Source organism: Caballeronia arationis (assembly GCF_001544975.2).
Lineage (GTDB): Bacteria > Pseudomonadota > Gammaproteobacteria > Burkholderiales > Burkholderiaceae > Caballeronia > Caballeronia arationis.
The window spans coordinates 45676-70281 of record NZ_FCOG02000012.1; the positions used below are offsets into that span (position 1 = coordinate 45676).

The 24606-nt window shown below is 65.5% G+C and carries 23 protein-coding genes; 5 read left to right on the top strand and 18 right to left on the bottom strand.

Annotated features, from left to right (window positions below):
• Positions 1-100 precede the first annotated feature (100 nt).
• Positions 101-421, bottom strand: a complete 321-nt coding sequence (locus AWB81_RS09580) for an EthD family reductase (RefSeq protein ID WP_062634545.1) — start codon at positions 419-421, stop codon at positions 101-103.
• Between the two features lie 201 nt (positions 422-622).
• Positions 623-1567, bottom strand: coding sequence for a Rossmann-like and DUF2520 domain-containing protein (locus AWB81_RS09585; protein WP_062634547.1), 945 nt, complete (start codon positions 1565-1567; stop codon positions 623-625).
• Positions 1568-1800: 233 nt separating this feature from the next.
• Between AWB81_RS09585 and AWB81_RS46410 the strand changes: the two genes are divergently transcribed.
• The 3 genes from AWB81_RS46410 to AWB81_RS09595 all read left to right on the top strand — a co-directional run bounded on the left by AWB81_RS46410 (position 1801) and on the right by AWB81_RS09595 (position 3785).
• Entirely contained in the window at positions 1801-1962 is a 162-nt protein-coding gene (locus tag AWB81_RS46410) for a hypothetical protein (protein ID WP_167306336.1), read from the top strand.
• A gap of 373 nt (positions 1963-2335) precedes the next feature.
• On the top strand, positions 2336-2635 hold the full coding sequence (locus AWB81_RS09590) for a hypothetical protein (RefSeq protein ID WP_062634548.1): 300 nt from the start codon (positions 2336-2338) through the stop codon (positions 2633-2635).
• 184 nt (positions 2636-2819) lie between these two features.
• Complete coding sequence (locus tag AWB81_RS09595) at positions 2820-3785, top strand: threo-3-hydroxy-L-aspartate ammonia-lyase (RefSeq protein ID WP_062634550.1); 966 nt, start codon at positions 2820-2822, stop codon at positions 3783-3785.
• Between the two features lie 28 nt (positions 3786-3813).
• Here AWB81_RS09595 and AWB81_RS09600 read toward each other — a convergent pair whose 3' ends face one another.
• The 3 genes from AWB81_RS09600 to AWB81_RS09610 are packed head-to-tail and all read right to left on the bottom strand — an operon-like array spanning position 3814 to position 7120.
• Complete coding sequence (locus AWB81_RS09600; RefSeq protein ID WP_062634552.1) at positions 3814-4482, bottom strand: LysE family translocator; 669 nt, start codon at positions 4480-4482, stop codon at positions 3814-3816.
• Positions 4483-4505: 23 nt separating this feature from the next.
• Positions 4506-5510, bottom strand: a complete 1005-nt coding sequence (locus tag AWB81_RS09605; protein WP_062634554.1) for an asparaginase — start codon at positions 5508-5510, stop codon at positions 4506-4508.
• A complete protein-coding gene (locus AWB81_RS09610; protein ID WP_062634556.1) occupies positions 5507-7120 on the bottom strand; it encodes a UbiD family decarboxylase in 1614 nt (537 codons plus the stop codon). The genes AWB81_RS09605 and AWB81_RS09610 overlap by 4 nt, the downstream gene beginning before the upstream one ends.
• A 552-nt stretch (positions 7121-7672) precedes the next feature.
• Here AWB81_RS09610 and AWB81_RS09615 point away from each other — a divergent pair.
• Complete coding sequence (locus AWB81_RS09615; protein ID WP_062634558.1) at positions 7673-8860, top strand: lytic transglycosylase domain-containing protein; 1188 nt, start codon at positions 7673-7675, stop codon at positions 8858-8860.
• 76 nt (positions 8861-8936) lie between these two features.
• Here the strand turns inward: AWB81_RS09615 and AWB81_RS09620 are convergent, their stop codons facing one another.
• The 8 genes from AWB81_RS09620 to AWB81_RS09655 all read right to left on the bottom strand — a co-directional run bounded on the left by AWB81_RS09620 (position 8937) and on the right by AWB81_RS09655 (position 16373).
• The gene (locus tag AWB81_RS09620; RefSeq protein WP_062634733.1) at positions 8937-10130 is read right to left on the bottom strand and encodes a pyridoxal phosphate-dependent aminotransferase; all 1194 of its coding nucleotides are present in this window, start codon (positions 10128-10130) and stop codon (positions 8937-8939) included.
• A 63-nt stretch (positions 10131-10193) separates the two neighbouring features.
• Positions 10194-10628, bottom strand: coding sequence for a transcription antitermination factor NusB (nusB, locus tag AWB81_RS09625; protein ID WP_062634560.1), 435 nt, complete (start codon positions 10626-10628; stop codon positions 10194-10196).
• On the bottom strand, positions 10625-11131 hold the full coding sequence (gene ribH, locus AWB81_RS09630) for a 6,7-dimethyl-8-ribityllumazine synthase (RefSeq protein WP_062634562.1): 507 nt from the start codon (positions 11129-11131) through the stop codon (positions 10625-10627). The genes nusB and ribH overlap by 4 nt, the downstream gene beginning before the upstream one ends.
• A gap of 48 nt (positions 11132-11179) precedes the next feature.
• Entirely contained in the window at positions 11180-12337 is a 1158-nt protein-coding gene (ribBA, locus tag AWB81_RS09635; protein WP_062634735.1) for a bifunctional 3,4-dihydroxy-2-butanone-4-phosphate synthase/GTP cyclohydrolase II, read from the bottom strand.
• 331 nt (positions 12338-12668) lie between these two features.
• The gene (locus AWB81_RS09640) at positions 12669-13307 is read right to left on the bottom strand and encodes a riboflavin synthase (RefSeq protein WP_062634564.1); all 639 of its coding nucleotides are present in this window, start codon (positions 13305-13307) and stop codon (positions 12669-12671) included.
• Positions 13308-13329: 22 nt separating this feature from the next.
• The gene (ribD, locus tag AWB81_RS09645; protein WP_062634566.1) at positions 13330-14442 is read right to left on the bottom strand and encodes a bifunctional diaminohydroxyphosphoribosylaminopyrimidine deaminase/5-amino-6-(5-phosphoribosylamino)uracil reductase RibD; all 1113 of its coding nucleotides are present in this window, start codon (positions 14440-14442) and stop codon (positions 13330-13332) included.
• Positions 14443-14461: 19 nt separating this feature from the next.
• Entirely contained in the window at positions 14462-15745 is a 1284-nt protein-coding gene (gene hemL / locus AWB81_RS09650) for a glutamate-1-semialdehyde 2,1-aminomutase (protein ID WP_062634568.1), read from the bottom strand.
• 112 nt (positions 15746-15857) lie between these two features.
• Positions 15858-16373 carry a hypothetical protein gene (locus AWB81_RS09655; RefSeq protein ID WP_062634570.1) on the bottom strand — a complete coding sequence of 172 codons (516 nt, stop codon included), beginning with the start codon at positions 16371-16373 and terminating at the stop codon, positions 15858-15860.
• A 170-nt stretch (positions 16374-16543) separates the two neighbouring features.
• Here AWB81_RS09655 and AWB81_RS09660 point away from each other — a divergent pair, with 170 nt between their 5' ends.
• Entirely contained in the window at positions 16544-17758 is a 1215-nt protein-coding gene (locus tag AWB81_RS09660) for a Bcr/CflA family multidrug efflux MFS transporter (protein WP_062634571.1), read from the top strand.
• Positions 17759-17767: 9 nt separating this feature from the next.
• On the opposite strand, the gene AWB81_RS09665 is transcribed toward AWB81_RS09660, so the two are convergent.
• The 5 genes from AWB81_RS09665 to AWB81_RS09685 all read right to left on the bottom strand — a co-directional run bounded on the left by AWB81_RS09665 (position 17768) and on the right by AWB81_RS09685 (position 24444).
• Positions 17768-19882: a prolyl oligopeptidase family serine peptidase gene (locus AWB81_RS09665; protein ID WP_062634573.1), complete on the bottom strand. Its 2115-nt coding sequence runs from the start codon at positions 19880-19882 to the stop codon at positions 17768-17770.
• Positions 19883-20033: 151 nt separating this feature from the next.
• A complete protein-coding gene (locus tag AWB81_RS09670; protein ID WP_062634575.1) occupies positions 20034-21152 on the bottom strand; it encodes an ABC transporter ATP-binding protein in 1119 nt (372 codons plus the stop codon).
• A 79-nt stretch (positions 21153-21231) separates the two neighbouring features.
• A complete protein-coding gene (locus tag AWB81_RS09675) occupies positions 21232-22089 on the bottom strand; it encodes a carbohydrate ABC transporter permease (protein WP_062634577.1) in 858 nt (285 codons plus the stop codon).
• A complete protein-coding gene (locus AWB81_RS09680) occupies positions 22079-23023 on the bottom strand; it encodes a carbohydrate ABC transporter permease (protein WP_062634579.1) in 945 nt (314 codons plus the stop codon). The genes AWB81_RS09675 and AWB81_RS09680 overlap by 11 nt, the downstream gene beginning before the upstream one ends.
• A gap of 170 nt (positions 23024-23193) precedes the next feature.
• The gene (locus AWB81_RS09685; RefSeq protein WP_062634582.1) at positions 23194-24444 is read right to left on the bottom strand and encodes an ABC transporter substrate-binding protein; all 1251 of its coding nucleotides are present in this window, start codon (positions 24442-24444) and stop codon (positions 23194-23196) included.
• Between the last annotated feature and the right edge of the window lie 162 nt (positions 24445-24606).

The window sequence follows — 24606 nt, forward strand, 5'->3', positions numbered from 1 at the left end:
GTCCTTTTTTATGCGTGCGCAGTTTGATGCTGCGTCGGGTTCACGGGTTACGGGTTGACAGCGGATCTGAACGAATGAGGAAAGCTGGCCGGACGCCGCTTCAACGGCTCACGCGGACTTCGCTGATCGAAAGCGTGGGGCCGGGGCCGTCGGAATAATTCGCCAGATCGGCCTGCAGTTCGCGGGCGACGGGCGCAAGCGCCGTCCGGAACGCCTCGACCGAATCGAACAGCACATGCCCGACGACGGCGTGCGGCGGCGCCGATCCCGGCGCCGCGCCGGACAGACCGGCATCGACCGACCAGCCCTTCACCGCGTCGCCGAGAAGCGCGGCCGCGAGCGGCATGTGCTGGTTGCAGTAATAGTCCACGTCGAAACGGCCGTTCTCGCGATACGGATACAGGAAACTGACCTTGATCATTGTTGATTCTCTGGCTGTTTGTCGGGCAGCGCCGATCTCGCTCGCTGGCGGCCTGCCTGACATCGTCTGCCCGGGTGCCGCGCTTTTTTCATGCGCGGCGGCCCGGCTCCCCGCCCACCGTCCATGCACGGTGGGGCGCCGGTCGTCACCTTATCATGGCTTCAGCGCCGCTTGCGCGTGTTGTCTAACGGTTTGAAAGCGTCACTCTGCGACGGGCGGACCGGGCCGCTCGTCCGCCCTCGTCCGGGACGCATCGAGGATCTTTTCGACCGACCGTTCCATCGCAGCGAGCGCATTCGCCGACGGCGGAACCGGACGCCGCCGCGCCAGTTCGATGGCGCGCCGCGTCATCAGCGCGTAGAGCGTCGCGTGGTCGCCGCCGAGGCCGTCGAGCAGCGTGAGCTGTTTCTCGACGATGCCCGCATCGCCGCGCGACACCGGCCCCGCGAGCGCGCCGGCCAGGCCTTTCTCGCGCGCGGTCTCGATCGTGCCGGCGAGCATCGGCAGAACGGCGCGCAACGCGTCGTCTTCGGAAAACCCTAACTGTTGCCAAAGTGAGACGGTCTCGGAAAGCGCGGCGAGCGCAAAACTGGCAGCATAATGAGCGGCGGCGTGGTACAGCATGCGGCCGCCGGGCGGGATCGAAAGCGGATGGCAACCGAGCGCCCGGGCAAGCCCATCAAGGGTTTCACCGAGCGGCGGCGGCGCTTCGATCGTCACCGAGCAGCCCTGGATGCGCGTCAGGTCGCCGTCGAGGCCGCCGAACAGATACAGCGGATGAAAGCCGCCGATGTCGCCGCCCTGCGCGCGAACCGGCGCGAGAACATCGACTGGAGTGGCGCCGCTGCAGTGCACGACGGCGCGCGCGCCGGTCGCGGAAGGATCGATGCGCAGTGCGTTCGCCGCCGCACCGATTTCGTCATCGGGAACTGTCAAAAAGACGATATCGGCGCGCGCCGCGACCGCTTGTGGGTCATCGGCGACGAGGCAGCCGGGCAACTGATCCGCGAGCGCGCGCGCCGGACCCGGCGAGCGGCTGGCGATGGCGGTGACGGGATAGCCCGCGCGCGACCACGCACGCGAGACGCAGCGTGCGAGCCGCCCGGCGCCGACGAATCCGAGCCGTGGCGTCGCTGAATATGGCATGTTTGGTGCTCCTGGTCTGAGGAAAGCGGTAAAAGACAGGGAAGGGCGCCCCGGCGCCGGAATCAAAGGTATCGCGCCGAAAGTACCGCGCGAATGATTTGCGCAACGGATGCTCGCCACGTGGCTTGCAGCGCTCGGCCGGCAGCATGATTAAAACGAAAGACCGGTTTTTCTGTGCGATGAGTTGCTTGTTTCCCCTTTGTGGTTGTCATTCGCTACGTTCGGAGGTCGCCATGAGCATTTTTGCTTACCGGAAGCATCTGCGGTTTCTCAGTCAGGCCCAGCGCCGCCGCTGGTGGGATCAGAAGAAGCGACTCACGCCACGGGTCGTGATCGGCGGGGCGTATGTGCCACCGAATGTGACGCGTGAATTCGCGTATGTGAAGGTGGGCTGAAAAACGCGGCCACCGGAAAATCGAGCTTCGAAACAACACGCAGCGCAGCTGCACCTGGCCGGCATACCGGCCGAAAGCCCCGCCGGACCTCGCGTCCCGCGGGGCTTTTTTAACTCATTTGTAAATAAAAATTACCGTGCCTTTCGATGTCGGTGAGCGCGGCCTTCGGGTTGACCGTCAGCCGATCGTCATCTGCGTGTGTCTGCGCGGGCGCGGCGACACGCGCCGATTCTTACAGCCGCTGGGCGCTGTAAGACGAATTGCAATTTGCTACAAATGGACGCAACCTCCTCGACGCTTTTTCGCTAAATTCGATTCATACCGTCGCAAAGATTCAGTCATGTGCACTGAAGAGCGGCGAGGAGAAGAGAAAGTGAGAAAAATCGTCCCATTCATCGTTGCTGCTTCGCTCGGCGCCGGCTTGGTCGGCGCGGCACAAGCGCATGTGTCAGTCGGCATCGGCATCGGGGTGCCGGCGTATCCTGTTTATGCCGCTCCCGTATATGTAGCGCCGCCGCCTCCGCCTGTGGTTTACCAGCCGCCCGTGGTCTATGCGCCGCCGCCCGTCGTTGTCGGCGGTTACTATGGACGGCCTTACTGGAATCGCGGCTATTACGGTCGCGGGTATTACGGCCGCGGTTATTACGGTCATGGACACGGACACTGGCATTAAGCGCTAGTCCCAGTCCTGTCACAACGAACGGCGCAACGCCGGCATCACGCCGGGTTGCGCCGTTTGATATTGGGCCTCCCTCGCGCCAACAATGCGCCGAGCCGATCGGACATCACCCCGTCTTTCCCCCGCCCGTTGGAAACTGGGACAATGGCACTTCCTCAACGCACGCCACTTCCCTCCGATGTCCACTCTTTCCGCCCCGACCTACGCCGATGTCGTCGATGCTGCTGGCCGCATCGCCGGCGCCGCCCATCGCACGCCCGTCCTGACTTCGCGCACCGCCGACGAGCGCGCGGGCGCGTCGCTCTTCTTCAAGTGCGAGAACTTCCAGCGCATGGGCGCGTTCAAGTTCCGCGGCGCCTATAACGCCATCTCGCATTTCGACGAGCGCCAGCGCGCGGGCGGCGTGCTCACGTATTCGTCGGGCAATCACGCGCAGGCGATCGCGTTGTCGGCGAAGCTCGCCGGTATCCGCGCGACCATCGTCATGCCGGAAGACGCGCCCGCCGCCAAGGTGGCCGCGACGCGCGGCTACGGCGGCGAAGTGATCACTTACGACCGCTACACGCAGAATCGTGAGGAAATCGGCCGCAAACTCGCCGAGGAACGCGGCATGACGCTGATTCCGCCTTACGACCATCCGCATGTGATCGCGGGGCAGGGCACGTCGGCGAAGGAACTGATCGAGGAGACCGGGCCGCTCGATTATCTGTTCGTGTGTCTCGGCGGCGGCGGGCTGATCGGCGGCTGCGCGCTCGCGGCGGCGGCGTTGAGTCCGTCGTGCAAGGTGATCGGCGTCGAGCCCGAGGCGGGCAACGACGCGCAGCAGTCGCTCGCGCGCGGCGAAATCGTGCACATCGACGTGCCGCGTACGATCGCCGATGGCGCCGCGTCCACGCACGTCGGCGAGTACAACTTCGAGATCATCCGGCGCCATGTCGACCAGATCGTGACCGTGAGTGACGCTCAGTTGATCGACACGATGCGCTTCTTCGCCGAGCGTATGAAGATGATCGTCGAGCCGACCGGATGCCTCGCGGCCGCGGCCGTTCTCAACAAGGTGATTCCGGTGGAAGGCAAGCGCGTCGGCGTGCTGGTGAGCGGCGGCAACGTCGATCTCGCACGCTTCGCGCAGTTCGTCGGCTGATCTGTATCTGCGCGGCTCGTGAGGCAGGTTACGAAGCCGCGTGCACGATCAGATCGCGGTAGCCGTTGACGCTCACGCTATACGAGAAATACGCGAACAGCACCGCCGAGAGCACGTGGCACGCTCGCAGGAGCGTCGTGCCGGCGCGCTTGCGGCCGTGGCTCGCGAGCACGCAGATGAAGGCGGTCCAGCCTAGCCCGCCGACGAAGAAGCCCGCGAGAAACACCGATGCACTCACGGGACTCGTTGCGCCGGCCTTCGCGATCAGTGCGCCGCCGACGGCCGCGAACCACAGTATCGCGCTCGGCGACGACACCGCGAGCAACGCGCCGCGCAGGAAACTCCTTAGGTGGCTCTGGCGCGGCGTGACGAGATCGGCTTCCCCTTCAACGGGCGGCGCCGAGGCCGGATAGAGCGCCTCACGCGCCATCTTCCAGGTGAGAAAGAGCAGCACGATCGCGCCGCCGATCCACACGACCCAGCGCACCGTGCTGAATTGCAGCAGCGCCGACATGCCCGCGAGCGCGAGCGCCGCATAGAACAGGTCGCCGGCGCAGGTGCCGAGTCCGAGCACGAAACCCGGCTTGAATCCGTGCGACAGCACGAGCGAAATGATCGCGACGTTCGCAATGCCGATATCGAGACACAGCGACAGCGACAGAAAAAAACCATCCGACAACAACGACCACGAATGCATCCTGCGTATTTCCCTTGTTCTTGTTAGTGACGAGCGAGCTGCAGCGATACGTCGAGCCGGCTGGTCACGATACCGATCGTGTTGCGCATCGGCGGATGACGGAACGCGTCGAGCTTGCGGCGCTCGTCCTCGGCGCCAATGCCAAGTTGCGCGAGCACTTCGGCGACGATCGCGTAGAGCACGGTCATGTTGCCGTCTTCCACCTTCACCGCAATGCCGAGCGCGCCTTCCGGCCGCCGCACGCCGATCGCATAGCTCGCGTCGGCGCCGAGCTTGCCGACGAGCGCGCCGCCGAAGGCTTGCATCAGCAGCGTGCAGAAGCGCCCCTCGCCCGCGACGAGTTCCGGATGCGTCGTCATCGCGCGATAGATGCGTGCGAGCGGCGCGGTGTCCGGTGTGTCGGGTTGAGCATCGGCGAGCTTCATGTAGAGACGCGCGAGACGATCGAGCGGGAAGGCGGGCGTCGGCAGGTTGCAGCCGTCGATGGCCCATTGCACTTCGTCGTCCGCGAGATCGAGCACGCGCGCGACCGTGTGCTTCACGCGCACCTGCAGGGGATGGTCGGGCAGGTGATAGTCGGCGATGGGCGCGTCGATCGCCCGCGCGCCCGCGAGCATGCCCGCGTGCTTGCCCGAGCAGTTGCTGCACACGGGCGTCGGCGTGAAGTCGCGCCTGATCCAGTTGCGGTAGACCGCATCCGAGATCGCCGGATGGCCGCCGCAGCGCAGGTCGGCCTCGCTCGCGTGCGCCTTGCCGAGCATCGCGTGCGCCCGTTCGATATGCCGCTCCTCGCTGCTGTGCGACGCGCACATGAGCGCGAGGTCGGCGTCGTCGAAGCCGAAGCGTTCGAGCGCACCGGTTTCCAGTACCGCGAGCGCCTGCGCCGGTTTTGCCGCCGAGCGCGCGAGCGTCATTCGATGCGGATCGCCGAAGGAATACAGCAGCTGGCCTTGAGAATCGACCACCGCGACGTGCGCCTCGTGCGTGTTTTCGATCGCGTCGCCGCGATACACCGTCGCTGCTTTCATGGGCGCTTCCCCAGTCCGATTTCATCCCACAAGGTGTCGACGCGTCGTTTCACCGCGTCGTCCATCTGAATCGGCCGGCCCCATTCGCGATTTGTCTCGCCGGGCCATTTGTTGGTCGCGTCGAGTCCCATCTTCGAGCCGAGCCCCGCCACCGGCGACGCGAAATCGAGATAGTCGATCGGCGTGTTGTCGACGAGCACCGTATCGCGTGTCGGGTCGATGCGGGTCGTGATGGCCCAGATGACTTCCTTCCAGTCGCGGATATTCACGTCGTCGTCCACCACGACGATGAACTTGGTGTACATGAACTGGCGCAGGAAGCTCCAGACACCGAACATCACGCGCTTCGCGTGTCCCGGGTAGCTCTTCTTGATCTGCACGATCGCCATCCGGTAGCTGCATCCTTCCGGTGGCAGATAGAAGTCGGTGATCTCGGCGAACTGCTTCTGCAGGAGCGGCACGAACACTTCGTTCAGCGCGACGCCGAGCACGGCGGGTTCGTCGGGCGGCTTGCCGGTGTAGGTGGAGTGATAGATCGCGTCGCGGCGCATCGTGATCTTCTCGACGGTGAAAACGGGAAACCACTCCTGCTCGTTGTAATAGCCGGTGTGATCGCCGTATGGGCCTTCGAGCGCGTGCTCGTAGTTCGCCGACGCGCCCTTCGACGGCCGTGGCGGCGCGCCTGCCGGCGCCGCTCGGGACGCCGCATCGGGCGCGCCGTCCTGCGGATAGATGAATCCTTCGAGCACGATTTCCGCGCGCGCGGGCACCTGAAGCGTGTCGACGCCCGGCGTCAGACACTTGGCGAGTTCGGTCCTGGCGCCGCGCAGCAAGCCGGCGAACTGATATTCCGAGAGCGTGTCCGGCACCGGCGTCACCGCGCCGAGGATCGTGGCCGGATCGGCGCCGAGCACAACCGCCACCGGATACGGCTTGCCCGGATTGGCGAGCGCGAATTCGCGAAAGTCGAGCGCGCCGCCGCGATGCGCGAGCCAGCGCATGATGAGCTTGTTGCGGCCGATAAGCTGTTGACGATAGATGCCGAGGTTCTGGCGGGTCTTGTTCGGTCCCCGCGTGACGGTGAGCCCCCAGGTGACGAGCGGACCGGCATCGCCCGGCCAGCAGGTCTGGATTGGCAACTTCGCCAGATCGACGTCATTGCCTTCCCACACGATCTCCTGGCAAGGCGGCGAACCAACGGTCTTCGGCGCCATGTCCCAGACGGCCTTCGCGAGCGACAGCAGCTTGCCCGCGTCCTTCAGTCCCTTCGGCGGCTCGGGTTCCTTCAGCGCCGAGAGCAGCCGCCCGACATCGCGCAATGATTCGAGCGCGGCGGTATCGGAAAGGAGACTCGGATCGCTGCCGGCGGCGGCGTCCGTTTCGATGCCCATGCCGAGCGCGACGCGCCGCGGCGTGCCGAACAGATTGGCAAGTACGGGAACCGAGTGACCGGTCGGGGATTCGAAGAGCAGGGCCGGGCCGCCCGAGCGCAGGACGCGATCGGAGAGTTCGGTCATTTCCAGCACGGGGGAAACAGGCTGCCTGATGCGGCGCAGTTCGCCGAGGCCTTCGAGGCGGGCGGTGAAGTCGCGCAGATCTTTATATTTCATCGAGAATCGGGGAGGAATGCGCTGCGCGCGAGTCGATTGTCGATTTTACCTGCGATGCTGTAAGTGCGTTCGCGGACATTCAGTAATTTCCTACGGAGATCGCCGCAAAACGTGTTGTCTAACCACCTAAACGCTGTTCATTATAACTGTAAGTAATTGAAACAGTCGGCTATAGCATTGACGGATCATTTAACCCTGCCTAGAATCGCTCAACATCACAAGTTGCCTTTGCAACTTTTTACCTTTCCTCAGAACTTTTTTGAGGTGCAGGGAATCGGCGGCGCCCAAATGCGTGTCGCGGTTCGTAGCTGATTGTTCTTGCCGGCGCTCTTCTCCGCCGGTTTTTCGCGTGGAAGCCTTCTGCGCCCCGGCATGCGTCTCGTGCCGTTCGCTACCGGAAACGAAATGTTCCGGATCGGCTTCCCAGACGGCGCATGCCGTTTTCCCGATGCCGCTCCTGCTTGCCAAGAGGCGAGCGGTGTCTGATTTGCGCTTTTGAATGCCGTTCTATTGGTATTAATCAGCGGAAATCAATGCAACATGGGAGCACCAATGAACGCTTGGTTGTCGTGGCGTCCAGACACACACATCGCGCAGAGAGTGCGCGTCGCCGTGCGTCGCGGGACCCGCATGAGTCACTATCTATTCAGTCTGGTCGGCTGCGCGGCCGTTTTGACCGCGCTCGCCCTCTGGCTGCTTCCTTCGTGGCGCGGAACCTTCGCAGCACGGATCATGCCGATGGTCTCCGCTGCCGTGCAGGCCGGCCCCGCGCGTCTGCTCGCCGGCCAGCCGCTGCCGCCGTTCGCGGGCGGACGCCGTCCCGAGCTGGAAGCCGCCCGGGTAGCGCAAGCCGCACAGGCTCAGGCGCTGCCGTCGTCGCTTGCATCGGTCTCGCCGTCTCCGGCGACCGCGCCCTCACTCGGTGCCGCTGCAGCCGACGACGACAGCACCCGCCAGCTCACGGGCGGCCTCAGCCTCGCGGTGTCGCCGAACGGGCTCGATCCGCGCACCCTGCCGACCGTCGCAATGCTCGCCAACGCGATTCCGGCGCAACGCGTCGTCGCCGATGCGCGCGATGATCGCGTGCTCATCTCGACACGCGAGCAAAAACTCGTCGCGACGTTCATCGCGCGGCGTTATCGCGTGGCGCAGGAGCCGGTCAGCGAGCTCGTGCGCGCTGCCTTCGATACCGGCCGCGAAGTCGGTCTCGATCCGCTCCTGCTGCTGTCGGTGATGGCGATCGAATCCGGCTTCAATCCGTATGCGGAAAGCGGCGTCGGCGCGCAGGGCCTGATGCAGGTGATGTCCAAGGTCCACTCCGACAAGTTCGAATACTTCGGCGGCTCGCACGCGGCGCTCGATCCGCTCGCGAACATCAAGGTCGGCGCGCTGGTGCTGAAGGACTGCATCGCGCGCGGCGGCTCGGTGGCGGGCGGCTTGCGCTACTACGTCGGCTCGACGACGCAGGACGACGGCGGCTACGGCGCCAAGGTGTTGGCCGAGCGTACGCGTCTGCGCGATGTCGCGCGCGGCCGCAACGTGCCCATCAACGCACCGCAGGCACCGGCGCAGAAGCAGGTGCTGGCTTCGACGTCGACCGATGCGAGCAAGCGCGTGCACGCGACGCTCGACGGCGCCAAGCCGATCACGGCGCCGAAGTCGGGCGCGTCGCACGATCAGGACGACGCCGACAGCGATGCCGCGCCGAAGCATGTGGCATCGGCGGAGTTTGGCGCCTGATCTGAAGGAAGCGTTGGCTGGAATGCAAAAAGGCACCGGAAGGTGCCTTTTTTATTATCAGCAGACGATAAATGCTTCAGCGCCTGAACAGCTTCGCCAGCCGCTCGACCGCTTCTTCGAGCTTCGAATACGCCGTCGCATAGGACAGCCGGAGATACTGGTTCGGCGCGTGAAAGCCGAAATCCGCGCCCGGCACGAGCACGAGGCCGGCGTCGTGCAGCATCGAGCGGGTGAGGGCGTCGCTGTCACCGGCGGCGGGGTGCGCGACGCCGCGCGTGTCGGCGTAGACGTAGAACGCGCCGTCCGGCACGACCGGCACGCCGAAGCCGAGCGAGCGCAGCGCGGGCACGATGAAGTCGCGGCGGCGCTTGAATTCCAGGCGCCGCGCTTCATAGATCGCGAGCGTTTCCGGCTCGAAGCAGGCGAGCGCGGCATATTGCGCGAGCGCCGACGGGCAGATGAAGAGGTTCTGCGACAGCTTCTCCATTGCGCCGATCATCGCGGGCGGCACGACGAGCCAGCCGAGCCGCCAGCCGGTCATGCTGAAATACTTCGAAAAGCTGTTGACGGTGACGACGTCGTCACCGAACGAGAGCGCGGAGACAGGCTTCGCGTCGTAGCTCAAACCCTGATAGATCTCGTCGACGATCGTAAAGCCGCCTTTCGCCCGCACCGACTCGACGATGCGCCGCAGTTCGGCGGGCTCGATCGACGTGCCGGTCGGATTCGACGGCGACGCAAGCAGCACGCCGCGCGTGTGCTCGCCCCAGTGCGCATCGACGTGTTCGGCGGTCAGCTGGAAGCGCTCGGCGGGGCCGCTCGGGATGAGGACGGGCTTGCCGTCGGCGGCCGCGACGAAATGGCGGTTGCACGGGTAACACGGATCGGGCATCAGCACTTCGTCGCCATGATCGACGAGCGCCATGCACGCGAGCAGGAGCGCCGCCGACGCACCCGCCGTCACCACGATCCGCTGCGGGTCGACGTCGAGCCCGAACGCATCGCGATAATGGCGCGCGATCGCCTCGCGCAGCGGCGCGATGCCGAGCGCGTTCGTGTACTGCGTGACGCCGCGTGCGAGGGCGTCGGAGGCGGCGCGGATCACCGGTTCGGGCGCCGTGAAATCCGGCTCGCCGATGCCCATGTGGATGATGTCGCGCCCGAGGCTTTCCAGCACCTGCGCTTCCTTCATCAGCTCCATCACGTAGAAGGGCTCGATCGCGTCGACGCGGGCGGCCAGCCGAACGAGGGGTTCGGAGAGGGTATTCATCTTCGGAGATCCAGTCAGGATGGACGGCGCGCCGGCTTCGACCATGCGGCCGCCCTTTCGCATTCAGCCGCGGCCGCGGCCCTGCGCTTCGGCCGGGCGCAGTTGCACGGCGAGCTTGTCGAGCACGCCGTTGACGTACTTGTAGCCGTCCGAGCCGCCGAACGTCTTCGTCAGTTCGACCGCCTCGTTGATCACCACGCGATACGGAATGTCGACGTGATGCTTGAATTCGAACGCGGCGACGAGCAGCACCGCGCGCTCCACCGGCGACAGCTGCTCGACCGGCCGGTCGAGGCACGGCTGCAGTTGGGCCGACAACGCGTCGGCTTCCTTGATCACGCCGTGCAGGATCGCGTCGAGGTGATCGTGGTCGGCCTTGTCGAAGCCTTGCGCGTTGCGCAACTGCGCGTCGATCTCGCCGCCGGGCGCACCCGACAGCAGCCACTGGTAAAGCCCTTGCGTCGCGAGTTCACGCGAGCGGCGTCGAGCGCTCTTCATGCGCGGTCCTCATCTTCGTCTTCGTCTTCGTCGTCGCCGCCGAGTTGCTCCAGCGCGACCGACAGGTTCGCCATTTCCACCGCAACGCGTGCTGCGTCACGGCCTTTTTCCGTCATGCGCGCGACCGCCTGTTCGTCATTTTCCGTCGTGAGGACGGCGTTCGCGACCGGCGTGCCGAAGTCGAGCGCGATGCGCGAGATGCCCGCGCCGCTTTCGTTCGACACGAGTTCGAAGTGATACGTCTCGCCGCGCACGACGGCGCCGAGCGCGATCAGCGCGTCGAACTGGCCCGATTCCGCGAGTTTTTGCAGCGCGAGCGGAATTTCCAGCGCGCCCGGCACGGTGACGAGCAGCACGTCCTGGCCGATCACCCCGAGGCGCTCCAGCTCTTCGATGCACGCGTCGGCGAGGCCGTTGCACACGGGTTCGTTGAAGCGCGATTGCACGATGCCGATGCGCAGGCCGTCACCGTCGAGGTTCGGCTGGTATTGTCCGATTTCCATTGATTGATTCCGTTCTTTGAGTGTGTGGTGGTTGTGCCGCGGATCGCCTCAAGCCGAGCGCAGTTGGGCGACACCGGCATCGGACGGCGTGGCGGGGCAGCCCGGCATCGGAATGAAACCGGTCACTTCGAGCCCGTAGCCCGACATGCTGCCGAGCTTGCGCGGGTTCGACAGCACCTGCATCTTCCCGACTCCCAGTTCGCGCAGGATCTGCGCGCCGATGCCGTAGGTCTTGAAATCGACCGGGCGGCGCTTCAGCTGATCCGCCTTCTCCTTGCGGTCGAACGCCTGGAATACGTCGATCAGGTGCTCCTTCGAATCGTGGCAGTTCAGGAGCACGATCGCGCCCAGATCGCGCGACACGATTTCCTTCATCGCGGCGTCGAGGGTCCAGGAGTGCGTCGACGAGTCAATTTCCAGCAGGTCGAGCACCGACAGCGGCTCGTGCACGCGCACCGGCGTTTCGCGGTCCGGCGTCGGCGTGCCGCGCACGAGCGCGATATGCGGCGAACCGCTCGGCTGGTCGCGGTACAGCACGGCGCGGAAGGCACCGTGCGCGGTCTGCATCGTGCGCTCGGCGACGCGCTCGACGATCGATTCCGTGCGGCTGCGGTAGTGGATCAGGTCGGCGATCGTGCCGATTTTCAGACCGTGCTGCGCGCCGAACTCGATCAGGTCGGGCAGGCGCGCCATCTCGCCGTCGTCCTTGATGATTTCGCAGATCACCGCAGCGGGCGTGAGGCCGGCGAGCGCCGTGAAGTCGCAGCCCGCTTCCGTGTGCCCGGCACGCACGAGCACGCCGCCCGGCTGCGCCTGGATCGGGAACACGTGGCCCGGCTGGACGATGTGCTCGGCGCGCGCGTCGTGCGCGACGGCGGCCTGGATCGTGCGGGAGCGGTCTGCGGCGGAAATGCCGGTGGTCACGCCCTCGGCGGCCTCGATGCTGACCGTGAACGCCGTGCCGTACTGCGTGCCGTTGCGATGGGTCATCGGCGGGAGGTTCAGCAGGCGGCAGCGCTCCTGCGTGAGCGTGAGACAGATCAGGCCACGGCCGTAGCGCGCCATGAAGTTGATCGCCTCGGGCGTGACGAATTCGGCGGCGATGACGAGGTCGCCCTCGTTCTCGCGGTCTTCTTCGTCGACGAGGATCACCATTCGGCCGGATTTCAGTTCAGCGATGATCTCGAGGGTAGAGGCGAGCGACATGGTGACGTCCGATGCGGGAAAGGCCATATTTTACGCCACCGCCGATGGACGGGCGGTAATCGATTTGCAGGGAGTGTGCTTCGGGCCTTAGTCTTCCGGACGAATGGCGCGCTGCGGGCCGCCGGTCGATACTGAAAGCGTTGCAACGCTACGGCGCGAATTCTGTACAGAAATAAGTACTATGCCGATCATGAAGCCAGCCATGGCTTTCTAAGATCACATGCTGTCTACGCGCATGTCGGCGACGTGGTTTATCTGCCGGGCGTTCGCCACGCCCGGCAAGTGCCTCTCGATTTCGAACATCTCTCGTACGGTGGCCGCTGGCGGGAGCTCAACCCGCGCTGACGTCGTTTCCCGTTCCCGACACGCTCAGGATCCGCTCCACATACCGCGCGATCAGATCGATTTCGAGATTTACCTTCGATCCCGCTGCGAGCGCCTTGAGCGTCGTCACTTCGACGGTGTGCGGAATCAGGTTGATCGAGAATTCGCAGCCATCCGGGCGATCCGTCACCGAGTTGACCGTCAGGCTCACGCCGTTCACCGTGACGGAACCCTTGTAGGCCAGATACTTGCCGATGTCGCGCGAAGCGAGCACCCGCAGTTCGTGCGATTCGCCGACGCGCTCGAAGCGGGTGACTTCGCCGAGTCCGTCGACGTGGCCCGACACCAGGTGCCCGCCGAGCCGGTCGTGCGCGCGCAGCGCCTTCTCCAGATTCACTTCGCCGGCTGCGCCAAGACCTGCCGTCTTGTTCAGGCTTTCGCGCGAGACGTCGACATCGAACGAATTCGCCGATTTCTCGATCACCGTCATGCACGCGCCCTGGATCGCGATGCTGTCGCCGAGTTCGACGTCCGCGAGATCGAGTCCGCCCGCGGCGACCGTCAGCCGCACGCCGGCTTCGGGTTCCGTGCCGAGCGGCGTGATCTTTTCGATGCGGCCGACTGCCGCGACAATTCCGGTGAACATCGAGCTTCCTCGCGTAGGTCGATCAAAGTGAGGCGTGCGCTTCGACGAAGCGCGCCAGGATCCGCAGATCGTCGCCGAGACGATCGATGCGGTGAAACTTCAGGTGCGGCCGCGCGTCGAGCGTGCCAGGCGGGACGAAATCGAACATGCCGGGTGCGTTGCCGAGCAGGCTCGGCGCGAGATAGACGAGCAGTTCGTCCACGCAGCCTTCGCGCAGCAGCGAGCCGTTCAGCTTGTGACCCGCTTCGACGTGCAATTCGTTGATGCCGCGATCGGCGAGCACGGTCAGCATGCCGGGCAGGTCCACCTTGCCGTGCTCGTTCGTCAGTTCGACGAGATCGGCGCCGCGCTCGCGAAGCAGGGCCGCGCGCGACGGCTCGGCGTCGTTGCCGTGGAACACCCACGGCGGCGCGCCTTCCAGAATCTTCGCGCCAAGCGGAACGTCGAGCCGGCTGTCGATCAGGACGCGCTGCGGCTGACGCGGCGTATCGACGGCGCGCACGGTCAGCTGCGGATCGTCCTCGCGCACCGTGCCGATGCCAGTCAGGATCGCGCATGCGCGGGCGCGCCACGCGTGGCCGTCGGCGCGCGCGTCCTCGCCCGTGATCCACTGGCTCTCGCCCGAAGGCAAGCCCGTGCGCCCGTCGAGCGTCGCCGCGACTTTCATGCGAACCCACGGCCGGCGGCGCGTCATGCGTGAGACGAATCCGATGTTCATCTCATACGCTTCATTCGAAAGCAGCCCGCAGCGCACGTCGATACCCGCGTCGCGCAGCATCGTGAGGCCGCGTCCGGAGACGGAGGGATTCGGATCCTCCATCGCAGCGATCACTTTCTCGACGCGCGCGTCGATCAGCGCCTGCGCGCACGGCGGAGTGCGGCCGAAGTGGCTGCACGGCTCCAGCGTGACGTAGGCGGTGGCGCCGCGCGGGTCGTTGCCGCGCGCGCGGGCGTCCTTCAGCGCGCGGACTTCGGCGTGATCCTGGCCGGCCGGCTGCGTAAAGCCCGTGCCGATCACCTCGCCGTTCTTGACCAGCACGCAGCCGACGCGCGGATTCGGTGTCGTCGTGTACATGCCGCGCGCGGCGAGCGCCAGCGCGCGTTCCATGTAGGTGAAATCGGTCTGGGAGAACATCGTCCGGGCAGCCTTCGCGTCAGGCCGCGAGCGCGGCGAACACGCGGCGCGCGGCGTCGAGCGTCGCGTCGATCACGGCGTCGTCGTGGGCACTCGAGACGAAGCCCGCTTCGTACGCCGACGGCGCGAAGTACACGCCTTCGTCCAGCATCGCGTGGAAGAACGCATTGAAGCGCTTCGTGTCGCCTTGCGTGACTTCGGCGAAGCTCGCCGGGACGGTCTCCGAGAAATAGAGGCCGAACATGCCGCCGAGCGCATCGGCGACGAACGGCACTTTCGCCTCCCGCGCGGCGGCGGTAAGGCCGTCGGTCAGGCGCTTGGTCTGCTTCCCCAACTGCGCGTGGAAGCCCGGCTTCTGGATCAGCTGCAGTGTCTTGAGGCCGGCCGCGACCGCGATCGGATTGCCGGACAGCGTGCCCGCCTGATAGACGCCGCCGAGAGGCGCGAGATGGGCCATGATGTCGCGACGTCCGCCGAACGCGGCCGCCGGCATGCCGCCGCCGATCACCTTGCCGAGGCACGTCAGGTCCGGCTTGATGCCGTACAGCTCCTGCGCGCCGCCGAGCGCCACGCGAAAACCGCACATCACTTCGTCGAAGATCAGCACCGAGCCGTACTCGTTGCAACGCGCGGAGAGCGCCTGCAGGAACTCGGGCGTCGCGCGTACGAGGTTCATGTTGCCCGCGACCGGCTCGACGATCACCGAAGCGATTTCATTGCCGAACGCCGCGAACGCCTCGTTCAGCTGCTCGATGTTGTTGTATTCGAGGACGGTGGTGTGTTTCGCGATATCGGCCGGCACGCCCGCCGAGGTCGGATTGCCGAACGTGAGCAGCCCCGAGCCCGCCTTGACGAGCAGGCTGTCCGCGTGGCCGTGATAGCAGCCTTCGAACTTGACGATGCGGCTTCGGCCCGTGAAGCCGCGCGCGAGACGCAGCGCGCTCATCGTGGCCTCGGTACCGCTCGACACCATGCGCACCTGTTCGATCGACGGCACGAGCTTGCAGATTTCCTCGGCGATCTCGATTTCAGCTTCGGTCGGCGCGCCGAACGAGAAGCCGTTGCCCAGCACGCGCTGGACCGCTTCCAGCACTTCCGGATGCACGTGGCCCAGGATCATCGGGCCCCACGAGCCGATGTAGTCGATATACCGCTGGCCATCGGCGTCCCAGAAGTACGGGCCCTGCGCGCGCTCGATGAAGCGAGGCGTTCCGCCGACCGAGCGGAACGCCCGCACCGGCGAATTGACGCCGCCGGGGATGGTCTGCTGGGCGCGATCGAAGAGAGCTTGATTCTTGGACATGGATGAAGGCCTGCGCTGAAAGTGAATGCTGAAGCCTGAAGAGCCGGGCATGAAGCGCGATGTCGCGAATGCGGATCGACGAAGGGCCGGACGGCGGGCTCAACGGCGGAAATCAGGATGAAATTGTACCGGAGTCGTCCGGATCGGGCGGGGACGACCGCGCCGCCGCGACCGAAGCCGACGGCCGCGAGCGTCGGCCCGTGCGCTGTGTCCAGAGCTTTTCGAGCGCGCCTTCGGCCATCGGCTTGATGACCGTGCCCGAACCCTGTGCGTCCCACGTCTGCACGGAGAACGGATGGGCGCGCAACTCGTCGCGCGTGACGACCACGCGCTCGTGCGCATCGACGAGAAAGTCGTACACGAAGTCGATACACAGCCGATAGCCGCGCTTTCTCGATGCATCCGGCACTTCGTACGGCGCGCGGGTCACGTAGCCCGACGCGAACACGCCCTTCGGTTCCGCTGCGACGCGATGCACGAACACGCGGTCGCCCGGCATGAGGCTGCGCGACGTTCCGCAGCCCCACGCGTCGGTCACGGCTTCGCCCGCGGCGACGCGCCGCGCGAGCGCGGGCAACTCGGGCCAGGGCCATTTTTTCGGGCTCCAGATCAGCAGGAAGGCGGTCATGCGCGCGCGTCGTCGTGAAAGCGATCCCAAAAGCTTACCGGATCATGGGGACGGATGAGCGCAAGGCCTCGCGTACAATGGCCTTTCGCCGGCCGGCCCGCGTTGTGTCGAGTCCTCACTCTGGACCGGCAGCGCTGGCCCGCCGTTCCGCCACATTCCCGTCGATTCCCATGTCCCACACCACGCGGCGCCGTCCCGATGCGCGTCTGATTCTGTTGCTCGGCGCGCTCGCCGCGTGCGGCCCGTTGTCGATCGACATGTATCTGCCGAGCCTGCCGTCGCTCGCGGCGGCCTTCGGGACCAGCGCGGCCGCCGCGCAAAGCACGCTGACGAGTTTCATGGCCGGCTTCTCGGTCGGCATGCTGCTGTACGGGCCGCTGTCCGACGCATACGGCCGCCGGCCGGTCCTGCTCGGCGGCATCGCGCTCTATACGGTGGCGAGCATCGCGTGCGTGGCGGCGTTCTCCATCGATGCGCTGATTTTCGTGCGCTTCCTGCAGGCGCTCGGCGCGGGCGCGGCGTCCGTGCTCGCACGCGCGATCGCCCGCGATGCGCACGAGCCCACCGACGCCGCCCGCGTCCTCTCGATGCTTTCCATCGTCACGTCGATCGGGCCTCTGCTCGCGCCGCTGATCGGCGGGCAGTTGCTGCTGATCGGCGGCTGGCGCGTCGTGTTCGTAGCGCTGACGCTGTTCGGCGCGGTGTGCGCTGTGACCGCGTTCCTGCGCGTGCCGGAAACCTGGCCGCGCGAGAAGCGGGCGAGCTCGGCGGTCGGGCGCTCGTTCGCTGCCTACGGGCACCTGCTCGCCGATCCCGTCACGTGGGGCCACATGCTGTGCGGGGGAATGGCGTTCGCGTCGATGTTCGCTTACATCACCGCGACGCCTTTCGTCTATATCGACTACTTCCACGTCAAGCCGCAGCACTACGGACTGCTGTTCGGGCTGAACATCATCGGGATCATCGCGGGCAACGTGCTCAATACGCGGCTCGTCGGCCGGCTCGGCTCGCTGAAGATGATTTCCGCCGCGGCGTTCGTCAGCGTGGTCGCGGCGCTCGCGGTCGCGCTCGTGTGCCTGACGGGGTGGGGCGGACTGTGGTCGATCGTCGTGTGTCTTTTCTTCGTCGTCGGCGTGGTGGGTCTTCTGTCGGCGAACTGCACCACCGATCTCATGCACCGCTACCCCCGCAACGCGGGCGCGGCGGCGGCGCTCTTCGGCGCCGTGCAGCTCGCGCTCGGCGCGCTCGCTAGTCTCGCGGTCGGGCTCTTTCACGACGGCACGCCGAACGGCATGGGCATCGTGATCGGTGTTTCCGGCCTGCTGACTTTCGTGGGACGCACGCTCGTGCTGCGCTGGCACGAGAAGCCGACGCGGACGATCTGACGGCAGCCGTCAGGCCGCCGCGCCTCCGATCGTCGCTTTCAGGAAAGTGAAAGCGGTTGCCTCGACACGCGCGACTGCTTCCGGCTCGACGCCCGCTCCGTGACCGCCGTCGCGGTTCTCCAGATACCACACGCGCTCATGGCCCTGCGTCTGCATCCGCGCCGTCATCTTGCGGGCGTGGCCGGGATGCACGCGGTCGTCCGTCGTCGATGACGTCAGCAGCACGGGCGGATAGTGCGCCTCCGGCTTTACGTTCTGATACGGCGAATACGTCAACAGGAAGCGTAGATCGGCGGCTTCGTCGGGATCGCCGTATTCGTCGATCCACGACGCCCCCTGCAACAGCAGATGAAAGCGCGACATGTCGAGGAGCGGCACCTCGGAGAGCACCGCGCCGAACAGCTCGGGCCGCTGAATCATGGCGACACCCGTCAGCAGGCCGCCGTTGCTGCCCCCGCGGATCGCAAGTTGCTTTGCCGTCGTCACGCCCGAATCGATCAGCGCGACGGCTACCGCGATGAAATCGTCGAAGGAGACCTGGCGCTTTTCGCGCTGCGCGGCCTGATGCCAGAGCGGCCCGAACTCGCCGCCGCCGCGGATGTTGGCGATCGCGAGCACGCCGCCTTCTTCGAGCCAGGCCATGCCGGTCGTCGCATCGTAGTGCGGATCGAGTGCGACCTCGAAGCCGCCGTAGCCATAGAGCAGGCACGGCGCCGCTTCACCCGCGAGCTTGGCCTCGCGGCCGATCAGCCAGTACGGAATCTCGACGCCGTCGGGCGCGACGGCGTGACGGCGCACGGCGGTGAGCCCGGTCGCGTCGAATTGAGCGGGAAGCCGTGCGAGCAGCGTCCACGGTTCGTCGATTGCGAGATCGGTGTAGAACAGCGACGGCGGCGTGAGAAAGTGCTCGACGTGGATGAGCACGGTGTCGTCGCGTTCGGAATCGATCGAATCGACATACGACTGGCTCGCGTCCGGCACCGCGAAATCGCGCTTCTGCCAGGGCGCGGCGTGATCCGCGGGCGGCTGCCACAGCGTGACGCGCGGCGCGCCATCGTCCATCTGCGACGCGATGAGCCAGTGCTTCGTGAAGTCGATGTCGGCGAGGACGCTGCGTCCCGACGGCTCGAACAGCACCTGAAAAACGCGCGCGCCCGCGAGAAACGCATCGCGCCGGATCACCAGCAGCGACCCGCTCGCATAGCGCGCGCCGTCGACGCGCCAGTCTTCGCGCGGCGTGACGAAGAACCAGCCGTTCCAGTGTTCGATTTCCGCGTCGAGCGGCACGTCGTACTGACGCCATTCGTTCGCCGTTTCGTCAAACCAGAAATGCATCGTCTCGTAGAACGTGACCGCGCGCGACGCGAGATGCAGCTTTTCCAGCGGATCGTAGTCCGCGCCCGCCGACACATCGCGACGCTTGCCTTCGAACACCACGGGCGCCTCGGCGAGCGGCGTGCCGCGCGACCAGCGGCGCGCCTCGCGCGGAAAGCCGGAAGTCGTGAGCGCGGGCTTCTTGCTGTGCGCGCTGTTGTCCCAGCCGACGTACACGGAGTCGCGGTCGATCCACGAGATGCCGTGCTTGCCCACGTCCGGCAACTCGAACCCGCCTTCGACGAACGCCCGCGATTCGACATCGAACTCGCGCACGATGCACGCATCCGAGCCGCCGGGCGACAGGCTCACGAGCGCGCGATCCCAGGTGGGATACACCATGTCGAAGTCGTGGAGGGCCCAGCGGGTGTCGTTGTCGGCGAAGTTGTTCAGGTCGAGCGCATCGACGTCGAGCACCGTCTGCCAGTCCGGCTTGCCCGCGAGCCACGCGCTCCACGGCGTGCGGCGCACGATGCCGAGCGGATGCTCGTCGTCCTGCCAGGTGTTGTAGCCCCAGTCGCCGTAGCGCGAGCACGCGACGATGCGGTCCTTCGACGTGTATGCCTTCGCGAGCCGCTCGGTCAGCGCGTCGGCGTCGGACGTGCTGCCGAACGCTTTCGTCGTGCGCGTGTTCTGCGCACCGACCCAGGCGTCGACTTGCGGACTATCGAGCGCTTCGAGCGCGATGAAAGGATCGGCGTCGTTGGACGGTTCAAAGGCAAGTTCGGGATGCGAGGACAAAAAACTCATTGCGATGGAGAGCCTTGTGAAGCGCCGCACGGGTTTGGGGCGGCAATTCGTCGATTATGCCCGGTGTGGTTGCGGCATCTCCACGAAGAGCGTGGGCATGAAAAAAAGCCGCGCGATGCGCGGCTTCCTTTACAGCGGTTTGAAGCGACCCTCAGGCCAGCCGCTCCTCCGTCTTCGGATCGAACAACACCGCCTTCGACACATCGAACAGCAGTGTCATGTTCGTGAGCGGCTGCGGGTTCGACGCCGGGTGCACGCGGCTCACGATGCGCTTGCCGTTCACCTGCGCGAACACGAGCGTGTCCGGTCCGGTCGGCTCGATCACGTCGACGCGCACTTCCACCGGCTGCAGGCGGGCGTCGTCGACATCGTGCGCACTGCGCGCATCCGTGATGCGCTCCGGACGCAGCCCGAGCACGACTTCCTGCCCGACCTTGCCGCGCAGCTTCGCCGGGTCGAACGGCAGGTTCAGCACCTTTCGGCCAATACCCGTATCGAGTTCGAGACCGACGCCGCCGCCCGCTTCCACGAGCTTGCCCGCGACGAAGTTCATCGGCGGCGCGCCGATGAAGCCCGCGACGAACAGGTTCGACGGCGAATCGTAGATTTCCTGCGGCGCGCCGAACTGCTGCACGACGCCGTCCTTCATCACCGCGATGCGGTCGCCGAGCGTCATCGCTTCGATCTGGTCGTGCGTCACGTAGACAATGGTCGTGCCGAGGCGCTGGTGCAGCAGCTTGATCTCCGAACGCATTTCGATGCGCAGCTTGGCGTCGAGGTTCGAGAGCGGTTCGTCGAACAGGAACATCACGGGATCGCGCGCGAGCGCGCGGCCCATCGCGACGCGCTGGCGCTGGCCGCCCGAAAGCTGTCCCGGCTTGCGGTCGAGCAGATGCTGGATCTGCAGCGTGTCCGACACGCGGTCGACGATCTTCTTCTGCTCGTCCTTCGGCACCTTCCGGATGTTGAGGCCGAACGAGATGTTCTCGCGCACGCTCATGGAAGGGTAGAGCGCGTAGGACTGGAACACCATCGCGATGTCGCGGTCCTTCGGCGAGAGGTTGTTCACCGTCTGGCCGCCGATCATGATGTCGCCCTTCGTGACCGTCTCGAGCCCGGCGATCATGTTGAGAAGCGTGGACTTGCCGCAGCCCGAGCCGCCGACGAGGATCAGGAACTGACCGTCCTCGATGTCGATGTTGACGCCCTTGAGAACCGGCACCCCGTTCGGGTAGGTCTTGTACACGTCACGGATGGAAAGGCTTGCCATTGTGAATCCTCTGTTGTCTCTTGCTGCTCGTTTGTCTTTGCCACGGGCGCGCCATGAAAGGCGCCGCCCGCCTGAATAATCAGCCCTTCACCGCGCCCGCCGTCAGGCCGCGCACGAAATAGCGGCCGGCGATCATGTAGACGAGCAGGGTGGGAAGCGCCGCGATGATCGCGCCCGCCATGTCGACGTTGTATTCCTTCACGCCCGTCGACGTATTCACGAGGTTGTTCAGGGCGACGGTGATCGGCATCGAATCGACGCCGGAGAACACGATCCCGAACAGGAAGTCGTTCCAGATCTGCGTGAACTGCCAGATCAGGCAGACCATGAAGATCGGCAGCGAAACGGGCATCAGGATCTTCGTGAAGATCGTGAAGAAACCCGCGCCGTCGATGCGCGCCGCCTTCACGAGCTCGGCCGGGATGCTCACGTAGAAGTTGCGGAAGAACATGGTCGTGAACGCGATGCCGTACACGACGTGCACGAGCACGAGGCCCGGCACCGTGTTCGACAGGCCGAGGATGCCCTGCAGGCGCGCCATCGGCAGCAAAATGGCCTGGAACGGAATGAAGCAGCCGACCAGCAGCATCGTGAAGAGCGCGTCCGCGCCGCGAAAGCGCCAGTGCGTGAGCACGTAGCCGTTGAAGGCCCCGATGATCGACGAGAGCAGCACGGCCGGGATCACCATCTTCACCGAGTTCATGAAGAACGGCTGCATGCCGTCGCAACGCACGCCGGTGCACGCTTCCTGCCACGCCTTCACCCACGGCGCGAAGGTCCAGTGCGTGGGCGGCGTGAGCAGGTTGCCGGTGCGCAACTGGTCGAGGTCCTTGAACGACGTCGACACCATCACGTAGATCGGGAACAGGAAGTAGAGCGCGAACAGGATCAGCGCCGCATAAATGACGGCGCGGCTTATCGTCATATTAGGCTGCATTGCGGGTGCTCCTCGATTCGAGATACATCAGCGGCACGAGCACCGCGACGACCGTGGCGAGCATCATCATCGACGACGCGGCGCCGACACCCAGTTGCCCGCGGTTGAACGAAAACGTGTACATGAACATCGCCGGCAGCGAGGAAGACGTGCCCGGACCGCCCGCCGTCAGCGCGACGACGAGGTCGAAGGTCTTGATCGTGATGTGGCAGAGAATCAGGAGCACGGAGAAGAACACCGGCCGCATGCTCGGAATCACGATCTTGCGGTAGATGGTCGGCAGGCCCGCGCCGTCCATCTGCGCGGCCTTGAAGATTTCCGCGTCCACGCCGCGCAGGCCGGCGAGGAAGAGCGCCATCACGAAGCCGGTCGACTGCCACACCGCCGCGATCACGACGCAGAAAATCGCCTTGTCGGGATTGCCGAGCCAGTCGAACGAGAAGCTCGTCCAGCCCCAGTCGTGCAGCACTTTCTCGAGACCGAGGCCCGGGTTCAGAATCCATTGCCAGGCGGTGCCGGTCACGATGAACGAAAGCGCCATCGGATACAGGAAGAGGGCGCGCAATGCGCCTTCGTTGCGGATCTTCTGGTCGAGCAGGATGGCGAGGAAGAGGCCAAGCCCGACGCAGATCGCGATGAACGGAACGCCGAACCAGCCGAGGTTCGCGGCGGAAGTCCACCAGACGTCGTTGGCGAACAGCTGGCGATAGCGGTCGAGGCCCGAAAATTCGTAGCGCGGCATCAGTCGCGAATTGGTGAGCGACAGATAACCGGTGATCAGGATGAAGCCGTACACGAAGACGAGCGCGATCAACACGCTCGGAGCGAGCACGAGCTTCGGAATCCATTTATCGGCAAGCGCCGCCGACGCGGACGCGCGGCGGGGCGGATTTTGCGGATTCTTGTCCGCGGTACCGCTGAGGGAGGCAGCCACAACTCGACTCCTGAAAAACGGGCCGGCGTTTTTGCCGCGAGCGCGGCCAAGCGGCGCTACGCGGTGTCACGCCAGCACATGATGCGACGATTTTGTTGCTACTTTCAAAGCGGGCGCCTACGGTGCAAACCGCACAGCGCCCGCTCTGCCTTACGTCAAGGCTTACGCGATTACTTCGTCTTCGCTGCGGTCGAGAGCGCCTGCACCGCGCTCTTCGAATCCTGCGTCGAGTTCATGAACTTCGTCACGACGTCCGTGATCGCGCCCGCCGTTGCGTCGCCCTGAGCCATGCCGTGAGCCAGCGACGGCACATAGCCGCCCGACTTGAGCGACGTCTGCTCGTCCGAGTAGGCCTTCTTCGCGCAGTCGTCGAACTTGTCCATGTTCACGCCGAGACGCACCGGAATCGAACCCTTGTTCAGGCTGAACTGCTCCTGGAACTCCGGCGTCATGATGGTCTTCGCAAGCGCGAGCTGGCCCGGCGTCGCCGTCTTCTGGCCCTTCTGCTGGAAGAACACGAACGAGTCGACGTTGAACGTGAAGGCCTTTTCCGTGCCCGGAACGGCCGCGCACACGTAGTCACTGCCCGCCTTCTTGTTCGCGCCGGCGAATTCGCCCTTCGCCCAGTCGCCCATGAACTGCATGCCGGCCTTGCCGTTGATGACCATCGCGGTGGCGAGGTTCCAGTCGCGGCCGGTGCGGCCGTTATCGAAGTACGACTGGATCTTGCGGACCGTGTCGAACACCTGGACCATCTTGTCGGAGGTCAGCGTCTTCTGGTCGAGATCGACGATCGCCTTCTTGTAGAAGTCCGCGCCCTGCGACAGCACGACGTCTTCCCATAGCGTCAGGTCCTGCCACGGCTGGCCGCCCGCGGCCACCGCGACGATGCCCGCGGCCTTCATCTTGTCGGCGACCTGGAAGAACTCGGCCCAGGTGGTCGGTACCTTGCCGCCGGCCTTGTCGAGCGCGGCCTTGTTGATGTAGAGCCAGTTCACGCGGTGCACCGAGAAGGGCGCGGCGACGTAATGGCCGTCGGCGTGAACGATCTTGTCGATTTCGGGCGGCAGGTTCTTCTTCCAGTCGCCGGCGACCGAGTCGATCGGCACGAGCACGCCCTGTTCGGCCCATTCCTGGATCAGCGGGCCCTTGATCTGGGCCGCGCTCGGCGCGTTGCCCGAGATCACCTGCGTCTTCAGCGCGGTCATCGCGGCGGCGCCCGCACCGCCTGCGACGGCGAAGTCCTTCCACGTGTAGCCCTGCTTGGTCATGTCGTCCTTGAGCACGCCAATCGCCTTCGATTCACCGCCGGACGTCCACCAGTGCAGCACCGATACGGCTTCGGCCGCCTGCACCGACGCCGACGCGCCACACAAGAGACCAGCGGCGCAAAGCGCGCCCATGAGCTTACGGACTTTCATTGTTTATCTCCTCCGAAACACCTGAACAAAAAACGATTGGCCCCTGATTCAGCAGGAAGCGATGGTGGGAAAAACGGGTGATACACGGGTGGCCGGGGTCCGGCGGTGTCGGCGGGAAAGAGTGCAACGTGAGACGGCGCCATGCGCGCGACGCACGTGCGT

What these genes read in the sequence shown, in the direction of transcription:
- AWB81_RS09615 (WP_062634558.1), top strand. Translation starts at nt 7,673, where the DNA reads ATGAACGCTTGGTTGTCGTGGCGTCCAGACACACACATCGCGCAGAGA.
- nusB (WP_062634560.1), bottom strand. Translation starts at nt 10,628, where the DNA reads ATGAAGAGCGCTCGACGCCGCTCGCGTGAACTCGCGACGCAAGGGCTT.
- AWB81_RS46410 (WP_167306336.1), top strand. Translation starts at nt 1,801, where the DNA reads ATGAGCATTTTTGCTTACCGGAAGCATCTGCGGTTTCTCAGTCAGGCC.
- AWB81_RS09665 (WP_062634573.1), bottom strand. Translation starts at nt 19,882, where the DNA reads ATGAGTTTTTTGTCCTCGCATCCCGAACTTGCCTTTGAACCGTCCAAC.
- AWB81_RS09660 (WP_062634571.1), top strand. Translation starts at nt 16,544, where the DNA reads ATGTCCCACACCACGCGGCGCCGTCCCGATGCGCGTCTGATTCTGTTG.
- AWB81_RS09675 (WP_062634577.1), bottom strand. Translation starts at nt 22,089, where the DNA reads ATGCAGCCTAATATGACGATAAGCCGCGCCGTCATTTATGCGGCGCTG.
- ribD (WP_062634566.1), bottom strand. Translation starts at nt 14,442, where the DNA reads ATGTTCTCCCAGACCGATTTCACCTACATGGAACGCGCGCTGGCGCTC.
- AWB81_RS09605 (WP_062634554.1), bottom strand. Translation starts at nt 5,510, where the DNA reads ATGAAAGCAGCGACGGTGTATCGCGGCGACGCGATCGAAAACACGCAC.
- AWB81_RS09640 (WP_062634564.1), bottom strand. Translation starts at nt 13,307, where the DNA reads ATGTTCACCGGAATTGTCGCGGCAGTCGGCCGCATCGAAAAGATCACG.
- ribH (WP_062634562.1), bottom strand. Translation starts at nt 11,131, where the DNA reads ATGGAAATCGGACAATACCAGCCGAACCTCGACGGTGACGGCCTGCGC.
- AWB81_RS09610 (WP_062634556.1), bottom strand. Translation starts at nt 7,120, where the DNA reads ATGAAATATAAAGATCTGCGCGACTTCACCGCCCGCCTCGAAGGCCTC.
- hemL (WP_062634568.1), bottom strand. Translation starts at nt 15,745, where the DNA reads ATGTCCAAGAATCAAGCTCTCTTCGATCGCGCCCAGCAGACCATCCCC.
- AWB81_RS09620 (WP_062634733.1), bottom strand. Translation starts at nt 10,130, where the DNA reads ATGAATACCCTCTCCGAACCCCTCGTTCGGCTGGCCGCCCGCGTCGAC.
- AWB81_RS09595 (WP_062634550.1), top strand. Translation starts at nt 2,820, where the DNA reads ATGTCCACTCTTTCCGCCCCGACCTACGCCGATGTCGTCGATGCTGCT.
- AWB81_RS09670 (WP_062634575.1), bottom strand. Translation starts at nt 21,152, where the DNA reads ATGGCAAGCCTTTCCATCCGTGACGTGTACAAGACCTACCCGAACGGG.
- AWB81_RS09655 (WP_062634570.1), bottom strand. Translation starts at nt 16,373, where the DNA reads ATGACCGCCTTCCTGCTGATCTGGAGCCCGAAAAAATGGCCCTGGCCC.
- AWB81_RS09580 (WP_062634545.1), bottom strand. Translation starts at nt 421, where the DNA reads ATGATCAAGGTCAGTTTCCTGTATCCGTATCGCGAGAACGGCCGTTTC.
- AWB81_RS09600 (WP_062634552.1), bottom strand. Translation starts at nt 4,482, where the DNA reads ATGCATTCGTGGTCGTTGTTGTCGGATGGTTTTTTTCTGTCGCTGTCG.
- AWB81_RS09585 (WP_062634547.1), bottom strand. Translation starts at nt 1,567, where the DNA reads ATGCCATATTCAGCGACGCCACGGCTCGGATTCGTCGGCGCCGGGCGG.
- AWB81_RS09685 (WP_062634582.1), bottom strand. Translation starts at nt 24,444, where the DNA reads ATGAAAGTCCGTAAGCTCATGGGCGCGCTTTGCGCCGCTGGTCTCTTG.
- ribBA (WP_062634735.1), bottom strand. Translation starts at nt 12,337, where the DNA reads ATGTCGCTCGCCTCTACCCTCGAGATCATCGCTGAACTGAAATCCGGC.